General features: G+C 41.1%; 19 protein-coding genes. 15 read left to right on the top strand and 4 right to left on the bottom strand.

What is annotated here, in order from left to right; translation table 11 throughout:
* Positions 1-411: 411 nt before the first annotated feature.
* Complete coding sequence (locus BIZ38_RS05355; protein ID WP_054552813.1) at positions 412-1,653, top strand: malic enzyme-like NAD(P)-binding protein; 1,242 nt, start codon at positions 412-414, stop codon at positions 1,651-1,653.
* 100 nt (positions 1,654-1,753) lie between these two features.
* Here the strand turns inward: BIZ38_RS05355 and metJ are convergent, their stop codons facing one another.
* Positions 1,754-2,074, bottom strand: a complete 321-nt coding sequence (gene metJ / locus BIZ38_RS05350) for a met regulon transcriptional regulator MetJ (protein ID WP_036973203.1) — start codon at positions 2,072-2,074, stop codon at positions 1,754-1,756.
* Positions 2,075-2,298: 224 nt separating this feature from the next.
* Here metJ and metB point away from each other — a divergent pair, with 224 nt between their 5' ends.
* Positions 2,299-3,558: a cystathionine gamma-synthase gene (metB, locus tag BIZ38_RS05345; protein WP_054552812.1), complete on the top strand. Its 1,260-nt coding sequence runs from the start codon at positions 2,299-2,301 to the stop codon at positions 3,556-3,558.
* Between the two features lie 4 nt (positions 3,559-3,562).
* Positions 3,563-5,908 (top strand): bifunctional aspartate kinase/homoserine dehydrogenase II, encoded by a 2,346-nt coding sequence (metL, locus tag BIZ38_RS05340; protein ID WP_187489770.1) that lies wholly within the window; start codon positions 3,563-3,565, stop codon positions 5,906-5,908.
* 79 nt (positions 5,909-5,987) lie between these two features.
* Here the strand turns inward: metL and BIZ38_RS05335 are convergent, their stop codons facing one another.
* A complete protein-coding gene (locus BIZ38_RS05335) occupies positions 5,988-8,498 on the bottom strand; it encodes a penicillin-binding protein 1A (RefSeq protein WP_054552810.1) in 2,511 nt (836 codons plus the stop codon).
* Positions 8,499-8,630: 132 nt separating this feature from the next.
* Between BIZ38_RS05335 and BIZ38_RS05330 the strand changes: the two genes are divergently transcribed.
* From BIZ38_RS05330 to BIZ38_RS05290, 9 genes are all read left to right on the top strand, one after another.
* Complete coding sequence (locus BIZ38_RS05330) at positions 8,631-9,710, top strand: pilus assembly protein PilM (RefSeq protein ID WP_054552809.1); 1,080 nt, start codon at positions 8,631-8,633, stop codon at positions 9,708-9,710.
* On the top strand, positions 9,698-10,270 hold the full coding sequence (locus BIZ38_RS05325; RefSeq protein ID WP_054552808.1) for a PilN domain-containing protein: 573 nt from the start codon (positions 9,698-9,700) through the stop codon (positions 10,268-10,270). Before BIZ38_RS05330 ends, BIZ38_RS05325 begins: the two co-directional genes overlap by 13 nt.
* Positions 10,260-10,865: a type 4a pilus biogenesis protein PilO gene (locus BIZ38_RS05320; RefSeq protein ID WP_054552807.1), complete on the top strand. Its 606-nt coding sequence runs from the start codon at positions 10,260-10,262 to the stop codon at positions 10,863-10,865. Before BIZ38_RS05325 ends, BIZ38_RS05320 begins: the two co-directional genes overlap by 11 nt.
* Entirely contained in the window at positions 10,862-11,398 is a 537-nt protein-coding gene (locus BIZ38_RS05315) for a pilus assembly protein PilP (protein WP_054552806.1), read from the top strand. The genes BIZ38_RS05320 and BIZ38_RS05315 overlap by 4 nt, the downstream gene beginning before the upstream one ends.
* Positions 11,399-11,420: 22 nt before the next feature.
* A complete protein-coding gene (locus BIZ38_RS05310; RefSeq protein WP_371351972.1) occupies positions 11,421-13,478 on the top strand; it encodes a type IV pilus secretin PilQ in 2,058 nt (685 codons plus the stop codon).
* 179 nt (positions 13,479-13,657) lie between these two features.
* Positions 13,658-14,176 carry a shikimate kinase AroK gene (aroK, locus tag BIZ38_RS05305; protein ID WP_036973192.1) on the top strand — a complete coding sequence of 173 codons (519 nt, stop codon included), beginning with the start codon at positions 13,658-13,660 and terminating at the stop codon, positions 14,174-14,176.
* A 27-nt stretch (positions 14,177-14,203) separates the two neighbouring features.
* Positions 14,204-15,274, top strand: coding sequence for a 3-dehydroquinate synthase (gene aroB / locus BIZ38_RS05300; RefSeq protein ID WP_054552805.1), 1,071 nt, complete (start codon positions 14,204-14,206; stop codon positions 15,272-15,274).
* Positions 15,274-16,674 carry an AAA family ATPase gene (locus BIZ38_RS05295; protein WP_187489769.1) on the top strand — a complete coding sequence of 467 codons (1,401 nt, stop codon included), beginning with the start codon at positions 15,274-15,276 and terminating at the stop codon, positions 16,672-16,674. The genes aroB and BIZ38_RS05295 overlap by 1 nt, the downstream gene beginning before the upstream one ends.
* A gap of 53 nt (positions 16,675-16,727) precedes the next feature.
* The gene (locus BIZ38_RS05290; protein WP_054552803.1) at positions 16,728-17,570 is read left to right on the top strand and encodes a Dam family site-specific DNA-(adenine-N6)-methyltransferase; all 843 of its coding nucleotides are present in this window, start codon (positions 16,728-16,730) and stop codon (positions 17,568-17,570) included.
* Here the strand turns inward: BIZ38_RS05290 and BIZ38_RS05285 are convergent.
* The gene (locus BIZ38_RS05285) at positions 17,542-17,727 is read right to left on the bottom strand and encodes a DUF2970 domain-containing protein (RefSeq protein WP_054552802.1); all 186 of its coding nucleotides are present in this window, start codon (positions 17,725-17,727) and stop codon (positions 17,542-17,544) included. The two genes, BIZ38_RS05290 and BIZ38_RS05285, sit on opposite strands and share 29 nt — an antisense overlap.
* Positions 17,728-17,732: 5 nt before the next feature.
* Positions 17,733-18,029: a hypothetical protein gene (locus BIZ38_RS05280; protein ID WP_054552801.1), complete on the bottom strand. Its 297-nt coding sequence runs from the start codon at positions 18,027-18,029 to the stop codon at positions 17,733-17,735.
* 333 nt (positions 18,030-18,362) lie between these two features.
* On the opposite strand from BIZ38_RS05280, the gene rpe reads away from it, so the two are divergent.
* Genes rpe through trpS form a run of 3 tightly spaced genes read left to right on the top strand, consistent with a single transcriptional unit; the run spans position 18,363 to position 20,766 of the window.
* Positions 18,363-19,049, top strand: a complete 687-nt coding sequence (gene rpe, locus BIZ38_RS05275; RefSeq protein ID WP_138599274.1) for a ribulose-phosphate 3-epimerase — start codon at positions 18,363-18,365, stop codon at positions 19,047-19,049.
* Positions 19,046-19,711, top strand: coding sequence for a phosphoglycolate phosphatase (locus BIZ38_RS05270; RefSeq protein ID WP_187489768.1), 666 nt, complete (start codon positions 19,046-19,048; stop codon positions 19,709-19,711). The genes rpe and BIZ38_RS05270 overlap by 4 nt, the downstream gene beginning before the upstream one ends.
* A 50-nt stretch (positions 19,712-19,761) precedes the next feature.
* Positions 19,762-20,766 (top strand): tryptophan--tRNA ligase, encoded by a 1,005-nt coding sequence (trpS, locus tag BIZ38_RS05265; RefSeq protein ID WP_054552798.1) that lies wholly within the window; start codon positions 19,762-19,764, stop codon positions 20,764-20,766.
* The last annotated feature ends 50 nt before the right edge of the window (positions 20,767-20,816 follow it).

Below are 20,816 nucleotides of genomic sequence, written 5' to 3'. Positions count from 1 at the left end.
TGGTTGTTATGCCCATTATGTCGCTAATTTTGCAGACAAAGCGCCACCCCTTGGCTATATTCTTTTTTGTATAAACTTTCATAAAAGTTATTAAAAATAATAAATTTAAATAACTTTGTTAGTAAATGCTGTGAACTTCGTTGAAATGGCTGTTTTGGGCTAATTTCGGCTAATTGCAGTGTACGTGCGTATAAAATACAACAACACGTGCTTAAAAGGTCATAAATAGATGAATTTTTATGTCTGATTAATCGCAACTATGCACAGAAATTGTTGGGAAATCCTTTAAAATTAAGCGATATAGCATATAACAGGATAGACCTGATAATACTTGGAATTTTTATACATTACAGGTATCGTACTGATGCAAGCTCTCTCACTTTTTAACTTTTTGCAGGATACTATCGCGTTATGTCAGATTTTCGTGAACAAGCATTACATTACCACGCTCACCCCGTTCCAGGTAAAATTAGTGTTGAACTAACCAAGCCAGCCGAAACGGTTAACGATCTCGCTTTAGCTTATAGCCCAGGTGTGGCTGAACCAGTCCGTGAAATTGCTGCTGATCCAGCAAACGCCTATAAATACACAGGCAAAGGCAACATGGTTGCAGTTATTTCAAACGGTACCGCAATTTTAGGTTTAGGTAACTTAGGTCCGCTTGCATCAAAACCTGTAATGGAAGGTAAAGCCTTACTATTCAAACGTTTTGCTGGCCTTGACTCAATTGATATTGAAGTTAAACACCGCACAACAGAAGATTTCATTAATACGGTTGCTAACATCGCTGATACGTTTGGTGGTATCAACCTAGAAGATATTAAAGCACCAGAATGTTTTGAAATCGAAAAAGCGCTTATCGAGCGCTGTGATATTCCCGTTTTCCACGATGACCAACATGGTACCGCTATTGTTACAGCTGCTGGTATGCTTAACGCCCTTGAAGTGCAAGGCAAAGATATCGAAGATGCTATCATCGTATGCTTAGGTGCTGGTGCTGCTGCTGTTGCTTGTATGGAGCTTTTAATTAAGTGTGGTGCACTGCGTGAACACATTTATATGCTTGACCGTAAAGGTGTGATCCATACACGTCGTGATGACTTAAACGAGTATAAGCAATTATTTGCTAACAATACCGATAAGCGTACATTACAAGATGTTATTGCTGATGCCGACGTATTCGTTGGTGTATCAGGTCCTAATCTGTTAACTGCAGATGATCTTAAGCTGATGGCAGACAAGCCAGTCGTGTTTGCATGCTCAAACCCAGATCCTGAGATTGCTCCAGAAGTTGCACACAGCGCGCGTAACGATTTAATTATGGCAACGGGTCGTTCAGATTTCCCTAACCAAGTAAATAACGTGCTTTGTTTCCCATTCATTTTCCGTGGCGCGTTAGATGTTCGTGCAACGGCAATTAATGATGAAATGAAAATTGCTGCAGTTCATGCTATTCGTGGCATCGCGAAAGAGCCTGTACCAAGTGAAGTATTAAAAGCGGCTGGCGTTGAGTCACTTGAGTTTGGTGCCGAGTACATCATTCCTAAGCCCATGGATCCGCGTTTATTACCACGTATTGCACGTGCTGTTGCTGAAGCGGCAGTAGAGTCGGGTGTGGCGCAAATCGATATGCCAGAAGATTACATGCGTTAAACTAAATTAGCCTTAGGTATAACGCTCAATAAAAAAACTCAGCCTAGGCTGAGTTTTTTTATATCTGCGATTATCGGCGGTGATCCGATGGCCGAAATACTTATTCTGAATCAAGCACTGGGATATCTAATCCCATTTCTTGCATAATTCTTTTAACTTCTTCAGGTACCTTTTCAGGGTTGTCTTTACGTAGGTCGTCATCATTTGGTAATGGTTGACCTGTAAAAGCATGTAAGAAAGCTTCACACAATAACTCACTGTTCGTCGCATGACGCAGGTTATTGATCTGGCGGCGTGTACGCTCGTCAGTTAATACTTTTAATACGTTAAGTGGGATTGATACGGTAATCTTTTTTACTTGTTCTGATTTTTTACCGTGTTCTGCATATGGGTGAATGTATTCACCGTTCCATTTAGCCATAAGTTGTTTCGTTGCCTCGGTTGTCAGTGATTTACGCCTTATTCACAGCGCAAGATGCGGAAATTCTATCTCTTTAAAAAAGATAGTCAAATACTAGTTATTTAGCCATCTAGTGGTGTAAATGTATAAACTTCTATGTGTAAGCGATAAATGCTTTGACTTCTCATATTTGATCATCTAACCTTTTAGACGTCTAAACATCCAATTAAAGAATAGGTGATGAAATGAGCGAAAAAAATAAAGCGACGATTGCTGTTCGTCACGGCATTGAAGCCGATAAACATCATGGTGCGGTTGTGCCTCCTTTATACTTATCAACCACCTATTCGTTTGCTGATTTTGATACTAAGCGCCAGTATGACTATGGTCGCAGCGGTAATCCAAATCGCGATATCTTAGCTGAAACCTTAGCTGAGCTTGAAGGTGGTGCTAAAGGTATTATCACTGCAACAGGTATGTCTGCTGTGCATTTAGCAACTCAGCTGTTAAACAGTGACGACACGTTAGTGATCCCACATGACTGTTATGGCGGTAGTTATCGTTTATTCACCTCGCTTGAAAAGCGTGGCCTGTTAAAACTAAAAGTTTTGGATTTAACTAAATCTGAAAACCTCCAAGAAATTTTAGCGATTAAACCTAAGTTGATTTGGATTGAAACGCCAAGTAACCCAATCTTGCGTTTAACAGATATTAAAGCAATCACTAGTATTGCTAAGCAGTGTGGTGCTTTGGTTGCGGCTGATAACACCTTCTTATCACCCGCATTACAAAACCCAATTGAGTTTGGTGTTGATATTGTTGTGCACTCAACTACTAAATACATCAATGGTCACTCTGATGTAGTGGGCGGTGCAGTGATTGCTGCAACGCAAGAGCTAGGCGACGAGCTTGCTTGGTGGGCGAATAATATCGGTATTACTGGTGCACCATTTGACAGCTACTTAACGCTTCGTGGTTTACGTACTTTAAATGTACGCCTAAAGCAGCACCAAGAAAATGCCTTTGCCATTGCTGAGTATTTAGAAAGCTCTCCTTATGTGAGCCAAGTTTATTACCCTGGCCTTGCTTCTCACCCACAACATGAGCTTGCTAAAGCACAGCAACGCGGTTTTGGTGGCATGGTGAGCTTTGATATTAAAGGCGACATCAACGATGCTGCTGCGTTTTTAACAAGCCTTAAAGACTTTAGCCTTGCTGAGTCGTTAGGTGGGGTAGAAAGTTTGATTTGTCACCCTGCAACAATGACCCACGCAGGCATGGAGCCTAAAGCACGTCTTGAAGCTGGTGTGGGCGATACCTTGATCCGTATTTCTGTAGGCATTGAAGACGTAAAAGATCTCATTGCTGATTTAGACCGTGTTTTCAATTTAGTTAAGCCAGGTCAAGGACTGCAAGTTACAAAAGCTGAAGCTAAGCAAGCACAGCAAGATACACAACAAAACGCGTCATTTAAGTTAACGCCAGCACATACGGCATTGTGGTAGAAAAATGGTAAATATTGTTCATAAATTTGGTGGCTCAAGCTTAAGCTCGGCAGATCGTTATCATGCGGTAGCGAACATCGTTCTTGCTAATACTGAGCAGGGCGATTGCGTCGTTGTGTCGGCATCGGGTAAAACAACCGATACCCTGGTAAAGCTTTGGCAAAGTTACCAGCAGCAAGATAGCCAAGCTGTTAGCGATATTCTATTGCTTATTGATAACAATCAACGTGCGCTTATTGAGCAGCTACTTATAGGGCAGAATAAACAACAGGCGTTGGCACAGTTAAAAGATGAACTTGCTGTACTAAATGAATTAATTAGTCAGCAGCAGTTACTTGAAGCCCCTTTACTTGCTCATGGTGAAGTGTGGTCGGCGCGGTTATTGGCTGCTTATCTAAATCAGTTAGGTGTCGATTCGCAAGATGTTGATGCAAGACAGCTATTTACTCTAAATGGTGGCCAGCTTTTACATCAAAAAAACCAACAGCAATGCAGTGATGCGATTAGCAGAACACATATCAACGTAGTAACGGGTTTTATAGCTGCAGATTGCCAAGGTAATACGGTGACATTAGGCCGTAATGGCAGTGATTACAGTGCCACTTTGTTAGCGAGTTATACTTTTGCCAAGCAAGTGTCTATCTGGACAGATACACAAGGGGTATTTAGTACTGACCCTCGTAAAGTTAAAAATGCGGTTAAGTACGCCAAAGTATGCCGCGAGCAAGCTAACTTATTAGCGCGTTTAGGTAACCCAGTATTGCATGCAAAAACCTTGTCGCCGTTAAAAGACTCAGAAATTAAATTAATGGTAAGAAGTAGCTTTGATTGTGATGCAACGCCAACCGAGGTAGTAAAAGAAGGTTATAGTAAAGCAAAACGTTTTATTACGACCTTAGATAACATCGATTTATTACGGGTTGATAAACTAAGCAGTGGTGAAGTCGGTGAGCTTAGTCAGTTAATTCAACACAGCCTGCATCACTTTACTAAAGAGGGCGATACTTACTTATTAGTGCCAGGTCAAAGCACTCACCAAGTTGTCAGCCACTTAGCGGGCCGTGCAAATATTGTCGAGTCAAATTTAAGTGGTTGTGCAGTAGTTGCCCCAACAGCTGATGTATCTGCGCTAACAGAGCAAGCCACAGCGCTTTTAAAAGAGCAAAGTATTCATCCTCGTTTTGTACAACAAGACGATAACTATGTGTTGATCTTAAACGATCAGGCAATTGATAGTGATGTTTTAACTCTTCTACATGACAAGCTGGTAAACAAAGGTCAAGAGTTGGCCATTATCGTTGCTGGACTTGGTAATGTAGGCGAAGTGTTCTTATCGCAACTACAAGCTCAGTTTGCGCGTTTATCTGCTCAGTACAAAGTAAAAGTAGTTGCTCTTTTACGCTCTAAACAAATGCTTTTTAGTGCCAGTGGTTTAAATACCGAAACATGGCAAGAGCAGTGGCATAATGAAGCGCAAAGCTACGACAAAGCTGAATTATTAGCACGTATCAATGAACTAGATTATGAGCACAAAGTGGTGATTGATATCACTGCCAGTGAGGCGTTCAGTCAGTTATACCCTGACTTTGTTGAACTTAACTGTCATTTGATCAGTGCAAACAAATATGCGGGCACTGCAGAAAATAGCTGGTATCAAAACCTACGCACTAATTTGGCTGAGCGAAATCTGTTATGGCGTTATAACACCAGTGTGGGTGCAGGTTTACCGATTAACTTTGCTTTAGCTGATTTGCAAAATAGCGGAGACAGCATTAACCGCATTGAAGGGGTATTCTCGGGTACTTTATCTTGGTTATGTAGCAGTTATGATGGCAGTGTGCCGTTTTCAGATTTAGTGTTTCAAGCTCAGCAAATGGGCTATACAGAGCCAGATCCTCGTGAAGATTTATCTGGCCGTGATATGCAGCGCAAACTGCTAATTTTAGCGCGTGACTTAGGCCTTGATTTAGAGCTTGATGATATTGCTTTAACACCTCTGATGCCTGAACAGCTTGCATCAGGAAGCTGGCAAGATTTCCTTGCAAACAAACAGCTACTTGATGAATTCATGACAGAAAAAGCAGCCCAAGCTGCGGCGGAAGATAAAGTGGTGCGCTACACCGGTGCTATAACACTCGTAGATGGTAAGGTTCAGGCTCAAGTTGGTTTAGTCAATGTTGGCAAAGATGATGTACTAGCAAGCCTTAAACCGGGCGATAACATCTTTGTGATCAATTCACAGTGGTATACAGATAATGCATTGGTGATCCAAGGCCCAGGAGCGGGTAAAGAAGTCACTGCCGCTGGGGTGCACTCAGACCTATATTGGCTGGTAAATAACCTAAAGTAATTTTGCTGATCTTAGTTTAAATAGCTAAGCAAAAAGCGCCCCAAGGGCGCTTTTTTATGTCTTATAGCAACTTAGTTATTTAGAACAACTCTTCCTCTGTGCTGAGCTTTTCTTCAAATACGTCTGTTGGTTGATCGAGTACGTACTTAGTTGGTGCAGTGCCTTTAATGAAGTATTCAAAACGACTGGTGTAATCATTTTTGTGACTCAATAGACCTGTTGCTAAGTCGATTCGAACCGATACTAAACCTTCAGGAAGCTCAATAGGTGCTTCTGGCATACCATCAAGGGCTGCACGCATAAAGTCGACCCATGCAGGTTGCGCGGTTTTAGCGCCGGATTCTGCACCTGATATTTGCGATTTATCGAGGTTACTATTGTAAGTCGAGCGGCCTAGCGCTTTTCCAGGGTTATCAAAACCAACCCAGACCGAAGTCATTACATTGCGATTAAAGCCGCTAAACCAAGTATCTACCGAATCATTAGTGGTACCTGTTTTACCAGCTAAATCACGACGATCAAGTGCTTGTGCACGCCAGCCTGTGCCACTCCAGCCTGTTTTATGGGTCCAACTACCGCCCCCCCAAATTGCACTGTGCATAGCTTGCGAAATTAAAAATGCATTTTGCTTAGAAATGATACGAGGCGCACAGCGAGGTGTTTTCGTTATCTCTGCTTCAGTAAAACTCTGTTGATTCTGGTTAAGAGATGCAAACTCAGGGGTTACAGTTTGCTTAGGCGCATCACAAGCAAGTTCTGGCTCTGTTTTGAATAAAACAGTACCCGCCGAATCCTGAATTTCAGAAATAAAGTAAGGGGTAATTAAGTGGCCGCCATTGGCGAATGTACTCATACCGCGGGCTAGTTCAAGTGGAGTGATTGAAGCGCTACCGAGTGCGAGTGATTCACTGCGGTTAATATCGTTATTCAAAAAGCCAAACTTAAGCAAATGATCGGCTGTACGCTCAAGGCCAACACCACGTAATAGGCGCACCGAGATTACGTTCTTCGATTGTGCGAGTGCTCTGCGAATACGTATAGGACCATTATAAACCGCAGGGCTGTTCTTAGGGCGCCATGCCACACCTTGGCTTTTATCCCATTGATTAATTGGTGCATCATTCAAAATAGAAGCAAGAGTATAGCCATTCTCAAGTGCCGCTGAATAAATAAATGGCTTAATGTTTGAGCCTACTTGGCGTTTTGCTTGAACTGCGCGATTGTATTGGCTTTGTTCAAAGCTATAACCACCGACAATCGCTTTAATGCGACCATCTTGTGGGTCAAGTGAAACAAGTGCGCTCGATGCTTCTGGTACTTGGCTAAGGATATAGCTTTCATCTGCATTTTTACGCAGCCAAATTTGCGCTCCCGCTGATAAAATTTCGGTAGCTGTTTTTGGTGCAAAGCTTTGACGGTAACGCGTAATATATTTACGCGCCCATTTTAGACCATCCCACTCAACAGTGACTTGTTCACCGCTTTTTAATAGCACATCAATTGATTGTTCAGCGACGTTGGTGACAACACCTGCTAATAGCGGACCAAATTCTTTGACATCTTTTAATTTAGATAAGATCTCTTCTTGGCTAAGAGGGCTTTCATTTTCGCTGTCCCATAACTGAGCCGCAGCACCACGGAAGCCATGACGCATATCGTAAGCGTGTAGGTTATCAACAATCGCATCTTGAGCAGCCTGTTGAATGTTAGAGTCAACGCTGGTGTAAACTTTAAAACCAGTATTATAGGCGCGCTCGTGACCATAACGAGCTACCATTTCAGCACGAACCATCTCTGAAATATACGGGGCATAGACTTCAATTTCTGCGCCGTGAAATTTTGCAGTAATAGGTGCGTTAATTGCCTCTTCATATTCGCTTCGAGTGATGTACTTTTCGGTGTACATACGACCTAATACGACATTTCGACGAGCCTTTGCGCGAACTGGGTTACGAATAGGGTTAAGTGCAGAAGGTGCTTTAGGTAGGCCTGCAATCATCGCCATTTGCGCTAAAGTTAACTCGTTTAAATCTTTGCCATAGTAAACTTGCGCAGCTGCACCAATACCAAAGGCGCGATTACCCAATTCGATTTTGTTTAAGTATAATTCGAGAATTTCGTCCTTAGTTAAAATACTTTCAATGTGAAGAGCTATGAAGATCTCTTTAACTTTACGGATATATGCTTTTTCTCGGGTTAAGAAGAAGTTACGGGCAAGCTGCATGGTTATCGTACTTGCGCCTTGTTTCTTTTCACCGGTAGATATGAGTACAATGGCTGAGCGAACTATACCAATTGGATCAATGCCAATATGTTCATAAAAGCGATTATCTTCTGTTGCTAATATTGCATCGATTAATGGTTGGGGTATTTGATCTATTGTTACTGGAATGCGGCGTTTTTCACCAAATTGATTGATCAATAAGCCATCTCGTGAGAAAACTTGCATAGGTGTCTGTAACTGAACGTCTTTTAAAACCTGAACGCTAGGAATGTCGGGTTTAACGTAATAGTATAGACCAACTAAAGTGATTAGTCCTAAGAATGAGCAGATGATAATAAATTGTAAAGTTCGCTTTAATAAAATCACTTATATTTTCCCTAAATGGACTCCCAATTAGAATCGGAGACTGCTAGTATATATTGATTAAAAAATGAATAATATTTTTTCAGATAAAAATTATAACTTGTTTATTATTAAAACAAAGGCCAAGTTGCAAACATGCTAAGTCAGCTATTTAAAAAGCCTTCATCTATGATGGTAGGGATCGACATCGGATCACACTGTATAAAGGCAGTGTTATTGCAGGAGACAGACGCTGGTTTGCGGCTTGAAGCACTAGCTATTGAACCTATGCCTAAAGGCGCTATGTCTGAACGTTCTATTCAAGACATAGAAGCAATAGGTAATGTTATCGCGAAATTAAAAAGAAAAATACCTAAATCCGTACAACGCGCTGCTGTTGCAGTGTCTGGGCAAACCGTGATCACAAAAGTAATTTTTATGGATGTATCATTAACTGATGCTGAACTTGAGTCACAAATTGCTATTGAAGCAGACAGCTTAATTCCTTACCCCCTCGACGAAGTTAATATCGATTTCGAAAAACTGGCTATTAACGAAGCGGATCCAAGTAAAGTTAATGTACTTCTTTCGGCAGCGCGAACTGAAAGTGTGCAAGCTCGTGTAGGTGCTCTTGAAACAGCTAACTTAAAAGCGGCAGTGGTCGATGTAGAAAGTTATGCCCTCAGCCGAGCAATGGATGTTTACTATCAACAGTTGCCAAGCGATGCTTACAATAAGTGTGTCGCTGTGGTTGATATTGGTGCTGTTCTGATGTTGGTTAGTGTGGTGCAAGAGGGTGAAACAATTTATACCCGTGACCAAGTATTTGGCGGCGATCAATACACTAATAGTATCGTTGCTTATTATAATAAAAGCTTTGATGAAGCTGAAATAGGTAAAACAACAGGGGATTTACCACCAAATTATACTTTTGAGGTGTTAGCGCCATTCCAAACATCACTATTGCAGCAAGTAAGACGCGCAGTACAAATGTTCTTAACAACCAGTGGTAAAGAGCAAGTTGACTATATTGTTCTAACGGGTGGCACAGCTATGATTGATGGCCTTGACAGGCTTTTAATTGAAGAACTGGGAATCCATACGGTGGTTGCTGAGCCATTTGCAAACATTGAAATCTCCGCAAAAGTGGATCGGAATATGCTGCAGCGTCACCGAACTCAGTTTGCAATAGCCACAGGACTGGCATTAAGGAGCTTTTCATCATGCCACATATAAATTTACTGCCCTGGCGAGAACAGCAAAGAAAAGACTCACAGAATAAATTTATAACTGTGCTTTTTTCTGTTGTTGTTGTCAGCTTTATCAGTATGTATCTATTGAGCTCTTTTTACAGCGGCCTTCGTCAAGGCCAAGATGCAAAGAATAACTTTTTAAATACTGAGATCGCTCTTTTGAATCAACGTATTAGGGAAATTAATGAGCTTGATAAAAAGAAAGAAAACTTACAGCAACGAATGCGTTTAATTGAAGAGCTGCAAAGTAGTCGTAACTTAGGTACACAAATCATGGATGAAGTTGCGAAAATAGTCCCCGCAGGTGTCTATTTGACGAAGTTGGAGCGCCGTGGTGACCAAATTCATGTAACAGGTCGTAGCGAATCGAATAACCGCTTATCGACCATGCTACGTCAAGTTCAAAGTTCTTATTTACTAGAGCGCCCAGTAATGCAAGGCATTGTTGCAGGTGAGCAGACATCAAGGCTATTAAGTGACTTTAATATGGATTTTTATGTTAAACCGTTTGATCAGATAGGTGAGGCGCGTAATGAACCTTGATATCAAATCGTTAACTGAAATAGATTGGAATGAAATAGAGCTCGAAAACATGGGTGATTGGCCCATTGCTGTAAAAGCGTTATGTTGTGCTTTTGTAGCTGCAATCGTGTTGTATTTTAGTTATAGCTTATTGGTGTCTGATGAGATTGCCAGCTATCACAGTGCCGTAGCAAAAGAAACTGAGTTGCGTAACACTTACAAGCAAAAATATGCTTTAGCGAGCAACTTAGAACTGTATCGCCAACAAATGGTAGAAATGGAAGAGAAATTTTCTCAACTATTGAAGCGCTTACCTACCTCGAATGAAACACCTGGGTTGCTTGATGATTTATCTTATGTTGGAACGACAAGTGGTTTAACCTTCTTAAAAATTGGTTGGTTACCTGAAATTGAAAAAGAATTTTATACAGAGCTACCGATAAAAATTGAGGTGGTGGGTACTTACCATGAATTCGGTGAATTCGTCGGCAAAGTAGCACAATTACCGCGTATTGTTAGTTTGCATGATTTTACAATTCAAACTTTAGGTAATGGCGAACTTACTTTTAGTGTTGTAGCCAAAACATATCGTTACGAGGGGGGCACTAAAAAATGAAGAAGCTTTCCTTAGTTATATTAATGAGCTTTGCGTTAGCCGCTTGTAATGATGATACTGCTGAGCAAAAAGAGTTTATCGATCAGGTAAAAGCTAGCACAACGCCGAAAGTTGAACCGATCCCACAGATAGCGCAATTTGAATATTTTGAATACAGTGCAGGCAGACTTCGCAGCCCATTTGTTGCTCCGAAGCCTGAGATTATTCAAAATAACCTTGTGCAGGTGAAGAACTGTCTTCATCCTGATCCAAATCGAGTTCGCCAACCTCTTGAGAAATACCCATTAGATAATTTGCTTATGAAAGGTACCATAGGCCGAGCTGGCAATACTTGGGCACTCATCAAAGCGGCAGATGAAACGCTTTATCGCGTAACCGTAGGTAATTACATTGGTTTGTATCATGGTGAAATAAAAGAAGTGCACGACAATTACATAGAACTATTAGAATTAATCCCTGATGGGGCTGGTTGTTGGAAAGAGCGTCTGACAAAGCTAGAAATGTTAGAGGCGGATACAAATGGTGCAAGTTAATCTTATGAAAGGTAAAAAAAATATGCATAAAGGAATGGCTTGGTTTAAAAACATGCATAAGTTCATGTTAGCTGCACTTGCTTTTTTAATAGCGCAGTCAGCAGTTGCGGCACCTTTACTATATGATGTGCGTTATAACCCATTAATGAAAGGCGAAACACAACTACAGCTTGTGTTTGATGAGGCACTGACATTCGAACCAAAAGTCCAGGTGTATAACTCACCAGCACGCATCGAAATGTTATTCAGTAATGTAGGTGTTGATAATGAAATGCGTGATGTACCTGTGAACCAAGCAGGTATTCAGCATGTAACAAGCACCATGACCGCTGATGGTTTGAAGGTCGTTGTATCGTTAGATAAATTAAAAATCTATAAAACGTTCGCTAAAGATAACATCCTAACGCTGCATGTTTCTGATAACCCAATTAGTGGAGACGAAATAGCGGATCCACTCTCAGCAGCCAATAATTATATAAATACAGTTCAGTCGATAGATTTTCGTCGTGGTGAAAAAGGCGAAGCAAGGCTGTTAGTATTTTTACAAGACACGCAAGCAGCTATAGATGTTCACGAAAGTGGTGGCAAAATTATTGCTGAGTTCCACCATACTGATATTCTCGATGATCTACTTTATCAGCTTGATGTGATGGACTTTGGCACAGTCGTTAGCAATATTGAGACGTTTAAAGAAGGCAATATGACACGTATCGTGGTTGAGCCAAACGCTGCATTTAAATTCACTCATCAGCAAATTGAGAATATTTTTACTTTAACTGTCGAAAAAGATGATACACAACGCGCTTACCTTGAAGGGGGAATTGAGTATCAAGGACGTCCAATGACGTTAAACTTCCAAGATATTCCCGTGCGTTCAGTACTGCAAATAATCGCAGGTTACAATGAATTTAACTTAGTAACGAGTGATTCTGTTACAGGCAATATTACTTTACGACTAGAAGGAGTCCCTTGGGATCAAGCTCTTGACGTAGTATTGAAAGTGAAAGGCTTAGATAAGCGCATGGATGGCTCTATATTAATGGTCGCCCCTTCTGAAGAGTTGGCTGCCCGAGAAGCTAAAGAACTTAAAGCTAAGCAGCAAGTTGAAGACTTAGAACCGCTTTATAGCGAATATATTCGCCTTAACTATGCAAAAGCAGAAGAGTTTGCAGACCTATTGAAAACAGACACAAATAGCATTATCTCAGCGCGAGGAAGTGTTTCTGTTGATAAACGGACGAACACTTTGCTGATCAAAGACACTGCAAAAAGTATTGAAAGTGTGCGTCGTATGGTTGAGACCCTAGACATTCCTGTTAAGCAAGTCGTGATTGAATCACGTATGGTGACAGTGAATGATAATGTGCAAGAAGACTTGGGTGTTCGTTGGGGTATTAGTGACGTAGGAAGCGATGGTGCTATTTCTGGCTCTTTAGAAGGCGCTGGCGGCATGTTTGGTGCGGGCTCTTACGATAATATTCCAAGTATTTCTGATCGCTTAAATGTCAATTTACCGGTTTCAAGCCCTGCGGGTAGTATTGGTGTGCAAGTCGCTAAGCTAGCCAATGGCACTATTTTAGATTTAGAGTTAAGTGCGCTTGAAGAAGAAAACCGCGGCGAAATTATCGCAAGCCCACGCATTACGACGGCTAATCAACAAAAAGCACGTATTGAGCAGGGTACAGAAATTCCATACGTTGAAGCTGCATCTAGTGGCGCAACGACAGTAACATTCAAAAAAGCGGTATTGAGCTTAGAAGTAACGCCTCATATCACACCAGACAACAAGGTAATTTTAGACTTAGTAATTACACAAGATACTCGTGGTGATACGGTACAAACGCCAACAGGCTCTGCTGTGGCGATCAATACCCAAGAAATCCAAACCCAAGTATTAGTAGAAAATGGTCAAACAGTGGTGCTTGGTGGTATCTTCCAGCAGCAAATCGTTAACTCAACTAAGAAAGTACCATTGTTAGGTGATATTCCTTATTTGGGTGTGCTGTTTAAAAGCACGAGTGAATTTAACGAGAAGAAAGAGTTGTTAATCTTCGTAACCCCTAAAATTCAAATTGATTAAGTGATTTTTTCTTAAGCAACGAGCAATTAGCATTTTTAATTGCTCGTAATCTGGCTTTTTATGCTAATTGACTTGAAATACCCAAGCAATTACTGAGATAATCCCCTCCTTAATTTTGGGGCCAGGTCGTTAGGCGGGGTTTTATTTCAAATTTTAGAGTTCGTTTGTACTAAAAAGATATGGCTGAGAAACGTAATATATTTCTAGTGGGCCCTATGGGGGCTGGCAAAAGCACAATTGGTCGTCACATTGCTGACCAATTACACCTTGAATTTTTCGATTCAGATCAAGAGATCGAGCGTCGTACTGGAGCAGACATTGCTTGGGTATTCGATCTTGAGGGTGAAGAGGGCTTTCGACTTCGTGAAGAAACTGTAATTTCAGACCTAACTGAGATGCAAGGTATCGTTCTTGCAACAGGTGGTGGTTCTGTGATCAGTAAAGAAGTACGTAACAAGCTTTCTGCTCGTGGTATTGTTGTATACCTTGAGACACCAATCGAAAAGCAAGTTGCACGCACACAGCGCGACAAGCGTCGCCCATTATTGCAAACAGAAGAAGCACCGCGTGATGTACTAGAGCGCTTAGCTGAAGAACGCGAACCGTTATACAAAGAAGTTGCTGATTTTGTTGTCCGCACTGATGAGCAAAGCGCGAAAGTTGTTGCTAATCAAATCATCGAGAAATTAGATTTTTAAAAACCAATAATAAAAAGGAAACTAGCTATGCTTGAATTAACAGTTAATTTGGACGAGCGAAGTTATCCTATTTATATTGGTCAATCTGCTCTTCAAGAGACTGGTCGGCTGCGCGAGCACATCGGCGACTGTCGACCTATCATTATCACCAACGACACCATTGCACCTTTATATCTTGATGATGTAATGACGTCGTTGGCTGATCTAAACCCGTTATCTTTTACCATCCCTGATGGCGAACAATATAAATCACTTGAGTGGTTTGAAAAGATTTCGGCGTTCTTACTTGAACATAACTGTGGCCGCGATACTTGCCTTATTGCCTTAGGTGGCGGTGTGGTGGGTGATCTCACTGGTTTTGTTGCTGCATGTTATCAACGTGGCGTGCCTTTTATTCAAGTGCCAACGACTTTGCTTTCGCAAGTCGATTCATCTGTTGGCGGTAAAACGGCAGTAAACCACCCACTTGGTAAAAACATGATTGGTGCGTTTTACCAACCACAAGCAGTATTTATCGATACGCAATCGCTACATACTTTGCCTGAGCGTGAATTCGCAGCGGGCATGGCTGAAGTGATTAAATATGGCCTTATTTACGACACTGAGTTATTTGCTTACCTTGAGCAAAATATCACTAAACTTAAGTCTCTTGATGAACAAACTTTACAGCATGTGATTTATCGCTGTTGTGAAATCAAAGCCTTGATTGTTGCACAAGATGAAAAAGAAGCCGGTTTACGTGCATTACTAAACTTAGGGCACACCTTTGGCCACGCAATTGAAGCGCAAATGGGCTATGGTAATTGGCTACATGGCGAAGCCGTTGCGGCAGGTATGGTACTGGCAGCACGCCTTGCACATACCCGTGATGACTTAAACGCAGCAGAAGTTGAACGCATTATTAAATTGATTGCTGAGTATGATTTACCTGTCGATATTCCGGCAGAAATGACCAGCGAGCAGTTTTTAACGCACATGCGTAAAGATAAGAAAAATAAAAAAGGCACGATTCGCTTTATTCTACCTACCCAATTTGGTCAATGTGCGCTGGTAAGTGATGTTACTGATCAGCAGGTTTGTGATTTAATAGCGCGCTAATGCAATCGCAAATATTGCCTAGCCGTGCTGCGCTAGTTGATCGAATCGCTCTGCAGTTTGAATATGGGCAAAACCTAATTTGCTTACTCGGTCCTTCTGGCCTTGGTAAAAGCTATTTATTAGAAACCTTCATCACGGATAAATACCTCGACTTTAATAAAGCGTTTGTTCAGTTGTCGGGAAAAATGACCGACCAACAGTTTATGACTGAACTGTTAGAACAAAGCTTTAGCAACCCACTAATTGATCACGCTTTAAGTTTGTCTGAAAACTTCTATCAACTTTATAAACAACAGCCTTGTGGTGATTGTTTATGGGTCATTGATGGAGGGCGTCATTTATCTGAAGAGTTAATTCAGCAATTAGAAGTCCTTGCCAAGCAAAGCCCGAGCACGTTATACATACTGATTGCATCACAATCGGCAGGGCAGTTTAGTCAAGCAGTTGAAATCCACTTAGAGTCGCTAAATTTAAGTGAAAGTAAGCAACTGATGCGTTGGTTTTTCGATAACCTCCCTGTTGAAGAAGACCCAGTTTTTCGCACCTTTTTACAAGAAGCGCATGGTAACCCAGCTTTATTACTTGCTTGGCAGCCTGAACAACAAACTGCAGACATTCGCGCACCAGAAAAAAGCTATAAACTGCTTTATTTAATTTTGCTCTTAATCACGACCATGGTGCTGATCATTGGCTTTTTATATAAAGCTGATATGACTGAGTGGTGGAAAGCGCATTACCAGCAGGATACAACGAACTCTGTGGCAACAGCACTGCCTGCAGAAGCAGTAATCAATGGTCGAGTAGAAAGCAAAGAGCTAGTTCTAGAACAAGCTCAAGACGATCTTCAAGCCGAGCAGCAAGTTGCTACTAATGATGAGGACAACACAACTCAGGCAGCTAAGGTGCCAGTTGATAACTCTGCGATAGAAAACCGTGAGAATGAAAGTCATAACAATAACGTGGCTGCGATTGTTGATAGCCTTTTGCCAGCAGAGCGAATAACACATGAGACTGAGCAACCAACGACAGATGAAGTTATAGCTGCCGTCATCAACGATGCTGAGCAAACCGAGTCTGCCATTGAGCCAGAGCTGCCATTAGTAGGAAATGCGTGGTATTTAACTCAGCCAGATGACAATTTTGTAATCCAATTACTTGCGGTGACTAAACAAGAGATTAGCGATAAGTTTATTACTGAAAATGGCTTGCAAGGGCAAGTAAATACTTACCAAAGCTTACGGAGTGGTAAGCCGTGGTGGATTGTAACTTATGGTAGTTACACCACACTGAATGATGCTAAGAAGGGCGTAACAACACTTTCTGATAATGTGCGTAAAAATCAGCCGTTTTATAAAAAAATAAGTAAAATTAAACAAGAAATCGCTTCACTAAATCAGTAAATTAAAGCTGATTAGTGTAAAATCGCGCAACACCGAATTGAAGTTAAGAGCAGATGCAGCAAAAAACCAGAGCCTTCCTTAAATGGGCAGGTGGAAAATACAGCCTAGTTGAAGATATTCGTACCCGCTTGAAGCAAGCGAGTATGGATGCTGACACCTTAGTTGAACCTTTCGTTGGTGCTGGCTCTGTATTCCTTAATACTGATTTTAAGCATTATATTTTAAATGATATAAATGCGGATCTGATCAATCTTTACACTGAGCTTAAGCGCACGCCCGATGAGTTTATTAGCGACGCTAAAAAGTTGTTTGTAGAGCTTAATAACCACCCCGAAGCCTATTACGAATATCGTGTTCAGTTTAATCAAAGCAGTGATGTGTATGAGCGTGCGATTTTATTTTTATACATGAATCGCCATGGCTATAACGGGTTGTGTCGCTATAATCTAAAAGGTATTTTTAATGTTCCTTTTGGTAAATATAAGCGCCCGTATTTCCCTGAAAAAGAAATGCATTTCTTTGCTGAAAAAGCTCAGCAAGCAACCTTTACTTGCTTAGGTTATGACAAGGTATTTAAGCTTATTCCTAATAATGCGGTTGTATATTGCGATCCACCTTATGTGCCTTTGAGTAAAACAGCTTCATTTACTTCTTACGCTAAAGGCGGTTTCAATTTAGATGACCAAGCAAACTTGGCGAATTTAGCTGAGCAAGCCGCATTCGAAAATAACACGCCGGTACTTATTTCTAACCACGATACAGTGTGGACGCGTAAAATCTACAGCCAAGCATCATTAGATGAGATCCAGGTAAAACGCACGATTAGCCCCAAGGGCGGTTCACGCAATAAAGTGAACGAGCTAATGGCTATGTATTTAGCACCAAAGAAACGGTGAAATAAATCGCTGCTACAAATAGACTGAAAAAAATCAGGGCAATGACGATGATAGTACTGAGCGAGTGCTCTTTGAAGTCAGCTTGACGCTTATTTTCTGATTGCACACCAAAAAATGCCGCAAAGACACTTTGTAATGCACTCATGAATTTGTTCATACGATTTAGAACTTAGAACCTAAACCGCTAACTTTCTTTGACTCTTCACTACTTGTTAATAACTCAAGTAAATCAAGATAATGGAACTGAGCACTGCGGCTATCACCCGTTAACCAAGAAAACCATCCTGTTTCTTGTTCTGCTTTCATACATTGAGCAGAAGATGATGATGCGTTAAGCGTGTTGCATGAGCAACCAGACGCCGCTGCTAAAAAGTCGTCTTCATCAGCAGATGAAAAAGATACAAACGCAGCAACCGTAAGTGCGGACGCGATTAAGATCCCTATTTTAAAAGCACGCATGAGAATAACCCTTGTTTGTGTTACTTAAACAAGCATACATAACAATTGCTCAAATAACAAACTTAATTATCGCTGAATTAAATAAAAATTTAATAAAATTAGCTCTTTAAAGTAAATTTAATGTTTATTATTTGTTTCATTTTATTGTGTTGTAGATGGCTTTTTAATAGAGTTATTGCTCAAATTTTGACTAAAATAACACTAATTCAATAGGCTAAAAGGATTAGCTTAAAGCAATCGCCCTTTAACAATCAGCTGCGGTGTTTAAATCAGCAGTCGATTGGGTTACATTATGCGCTCTTCTTGCAGTCGCAAATTTTAATGGAATCTCTCATGTTGGAAACATTACAAAAGTATTTAATTGCCCCTTCTATTTTATCAGCCGACTTTGCCCGTTTAGGTGAAGATGTTGATCGTGTACTAGCAAGTGGAGCAGATGTTGTACATTTTGATGTGATGGATAACCATTATGTGCCAAACCTAACTTTTGGTCCGATGATTTGTAAAGCACTGCGCGATTACGGCATTACAGCCCCGATTGATGTGCACCTTATGGTAAAGCCTGTCGATCGTCTAATTCCCGACTTCGCTGAAGCGGGCGCTTCTATCATCAGCTTTCACCCAGAAGCCAGTGAGCATATTGACCGTACCTTGCAACTCATAAAAGACAGTGGTTGCCAAGCAGGGCTTGTATTTAATCCTGCAACCAGCCTTAGCTACCTTGAGCATGTGCTCGATAAAGTTGATGTGGTGCTATTAATGTCGGTTAACCCTGGTTTTGGCGGCCAAAGCTTTATTCCTCATACCCTCGAAAAGCTTCGCCAAGCGCGTAAAATTATTGATGATTCAGGTCGCAAAATTCGTTTAGAAGTTGATGGTGGCGTTGGTGTTGATAACATTGCTGAAATTGCCGAAGCGGGCGCTGATATGTTTGTTTCAGGCTCGGCGATTTTCAATCAACCAGATTACAAAGCGGTTATCGATGCGATGCGTAACGAGCTTGCAAAGGTTGAGCCATGAAATACGATGCGGCATTTTTTGATTTAGATGGCACCCTAGTCGACAGTGTTTATGATTTATATATTGCGATGAACCTGACCCTAACTGATCTAGCGTTTCCGGTTGTTACGCAAAAGCTAGTTGAAAGCTGGGTCGGTAATGGTATAGAAACACTTGTTAAACGTGGTTTGAGTGGCGATATGCAAGTTAGTGAGCATTTAGATGAAGCCCTTGCTGAGCGTGCAATTAATTTGTTTTATCAGCACTATGACCAAGTTGTAGGCGATTACAGTGCGCTTTATCAACATGTAGAAACCGGGCTTGCTGCCCTTGCTGGTATTCCTAAAGTGGTGATCACCAATAAGGCTCGTCGTTTTACCGAAAAGCTACTTGATAAACTGTCACTGACTAGTCATTTTCAGTTGATTGTATGTGGTGATGATATGGCAAAGAAGCCATCACCTGAGCCTTTACTATTTGCTTGTCAGCAATTAGATGTCAGCCCAGCCAAAGCGGTTATGATAGGCGACTCTAAAAGTGATATTTTGGCTGCCAAAGCGGCTAAGGTGGATGTTGTTGCGCTTAGTTATGGCTATAACCAAGGTGAAAACCTTGTTGATTTCAATCCAGAGTACCTCTGCGAGAATTTCTTAGATATAATACCCGTTCTTACCCAAAGGTAAGTGCATTTTAAATTCGTCTTTTTAGTTTAGTAAAAATATAAAGGAACATCATGAGTAAACCAGTAGTGTTAAGTGGCATTCAGCCAACCGGTGGTATGACAATAGGCAACTATGTTGGCGCTATTAACCAGTGGCTTAAGCTACAGGAAGACCACGAAAGTTTCTTTATGTTAGTTGATTTACACGCTATTACTGTACGCCAAGATCCTGAGCAACTACGCTCGCGCGTGCTTGACGGTATTGCGCTGTATGCTGCATGTGGTATCGACCCAGAAAAAGCTGCGTTATTTGTACAATCTCAAGTGCCAGAACATGCACAGCTTAGTTGGGTTTTAAACTGTTACGCTCAAATGGGTGAGCTTAACCGTATGACGCAGTTTAAAGATAAGTCTTCTAAGCATGCTAATAACGTTAATGTGGGTTTATTCTCTTACCCAGTGCTGCAAGCAGCTGATATCTTGCTATACCAAGCGGATCAAGTGCCAGTGGGTGAAGATCAAAAACAACACCTTGAGTTAACTCGTGATATTGCAACACGTTTCAATAACCTATACGGTGACGTGTTCAAACTACCAGAGCCATACATTCCTGAGTTCGGCGCACGTGTAATGAGTTTACAAGATCCGCTCAAGAAAATGTCTAAATCAGATGAAAATCCAAACGGTTACATTATGTTATTAGATGAGCCGAAGAAGATTGAAAAGAAACTGAAAAAAGCAGTAACCGATTCAGACGAGCAAGCTCGTATCTACTTTGATCGTGAAGAAAAACCAGGTGTATCAAACCTACTTACTTTATTATCAGTGGCCACTAAGCGCTCTATTGAAGATTTAGTTCCAGAATACGAGGACAAGATGTATGGCCATCTGAAAAAAGACACTGCAGCAGCGGTTGTTAATATGATTGAGCCAATTCAAGCACGCTTTAAAGAAATTCGCGAAGATCAGTCATTACTTGATAGCATTATGAAATCAGGTGCTGAAAAAGCGAGTATCCGCGCTGAAAAAACATTAAAAGCAGTCTACGATGCGGTAGGTTTTATCCCTCGCCCGTAAGCTTGTGATAAATTATTGAAATAAAAATACCGCTTGATAGCGGTATTTTT

Source organism: Pseudoalteromonas sp. BZK2, assembly GCF_014349195.1.
Taxonomy (GTDB): Bacteria; Pseudomonadota; Gammaproteobacteria; order Enterobacterales; family Alteromonadaceae; genus Pseudoalteromonas; species Pseudoalteromonas simplex.
The sequence above is the reverse complement of the archived record's forward strand: the minus strand, read 5'-3'. Positions and strand labels throughout refer to the sequence as shown.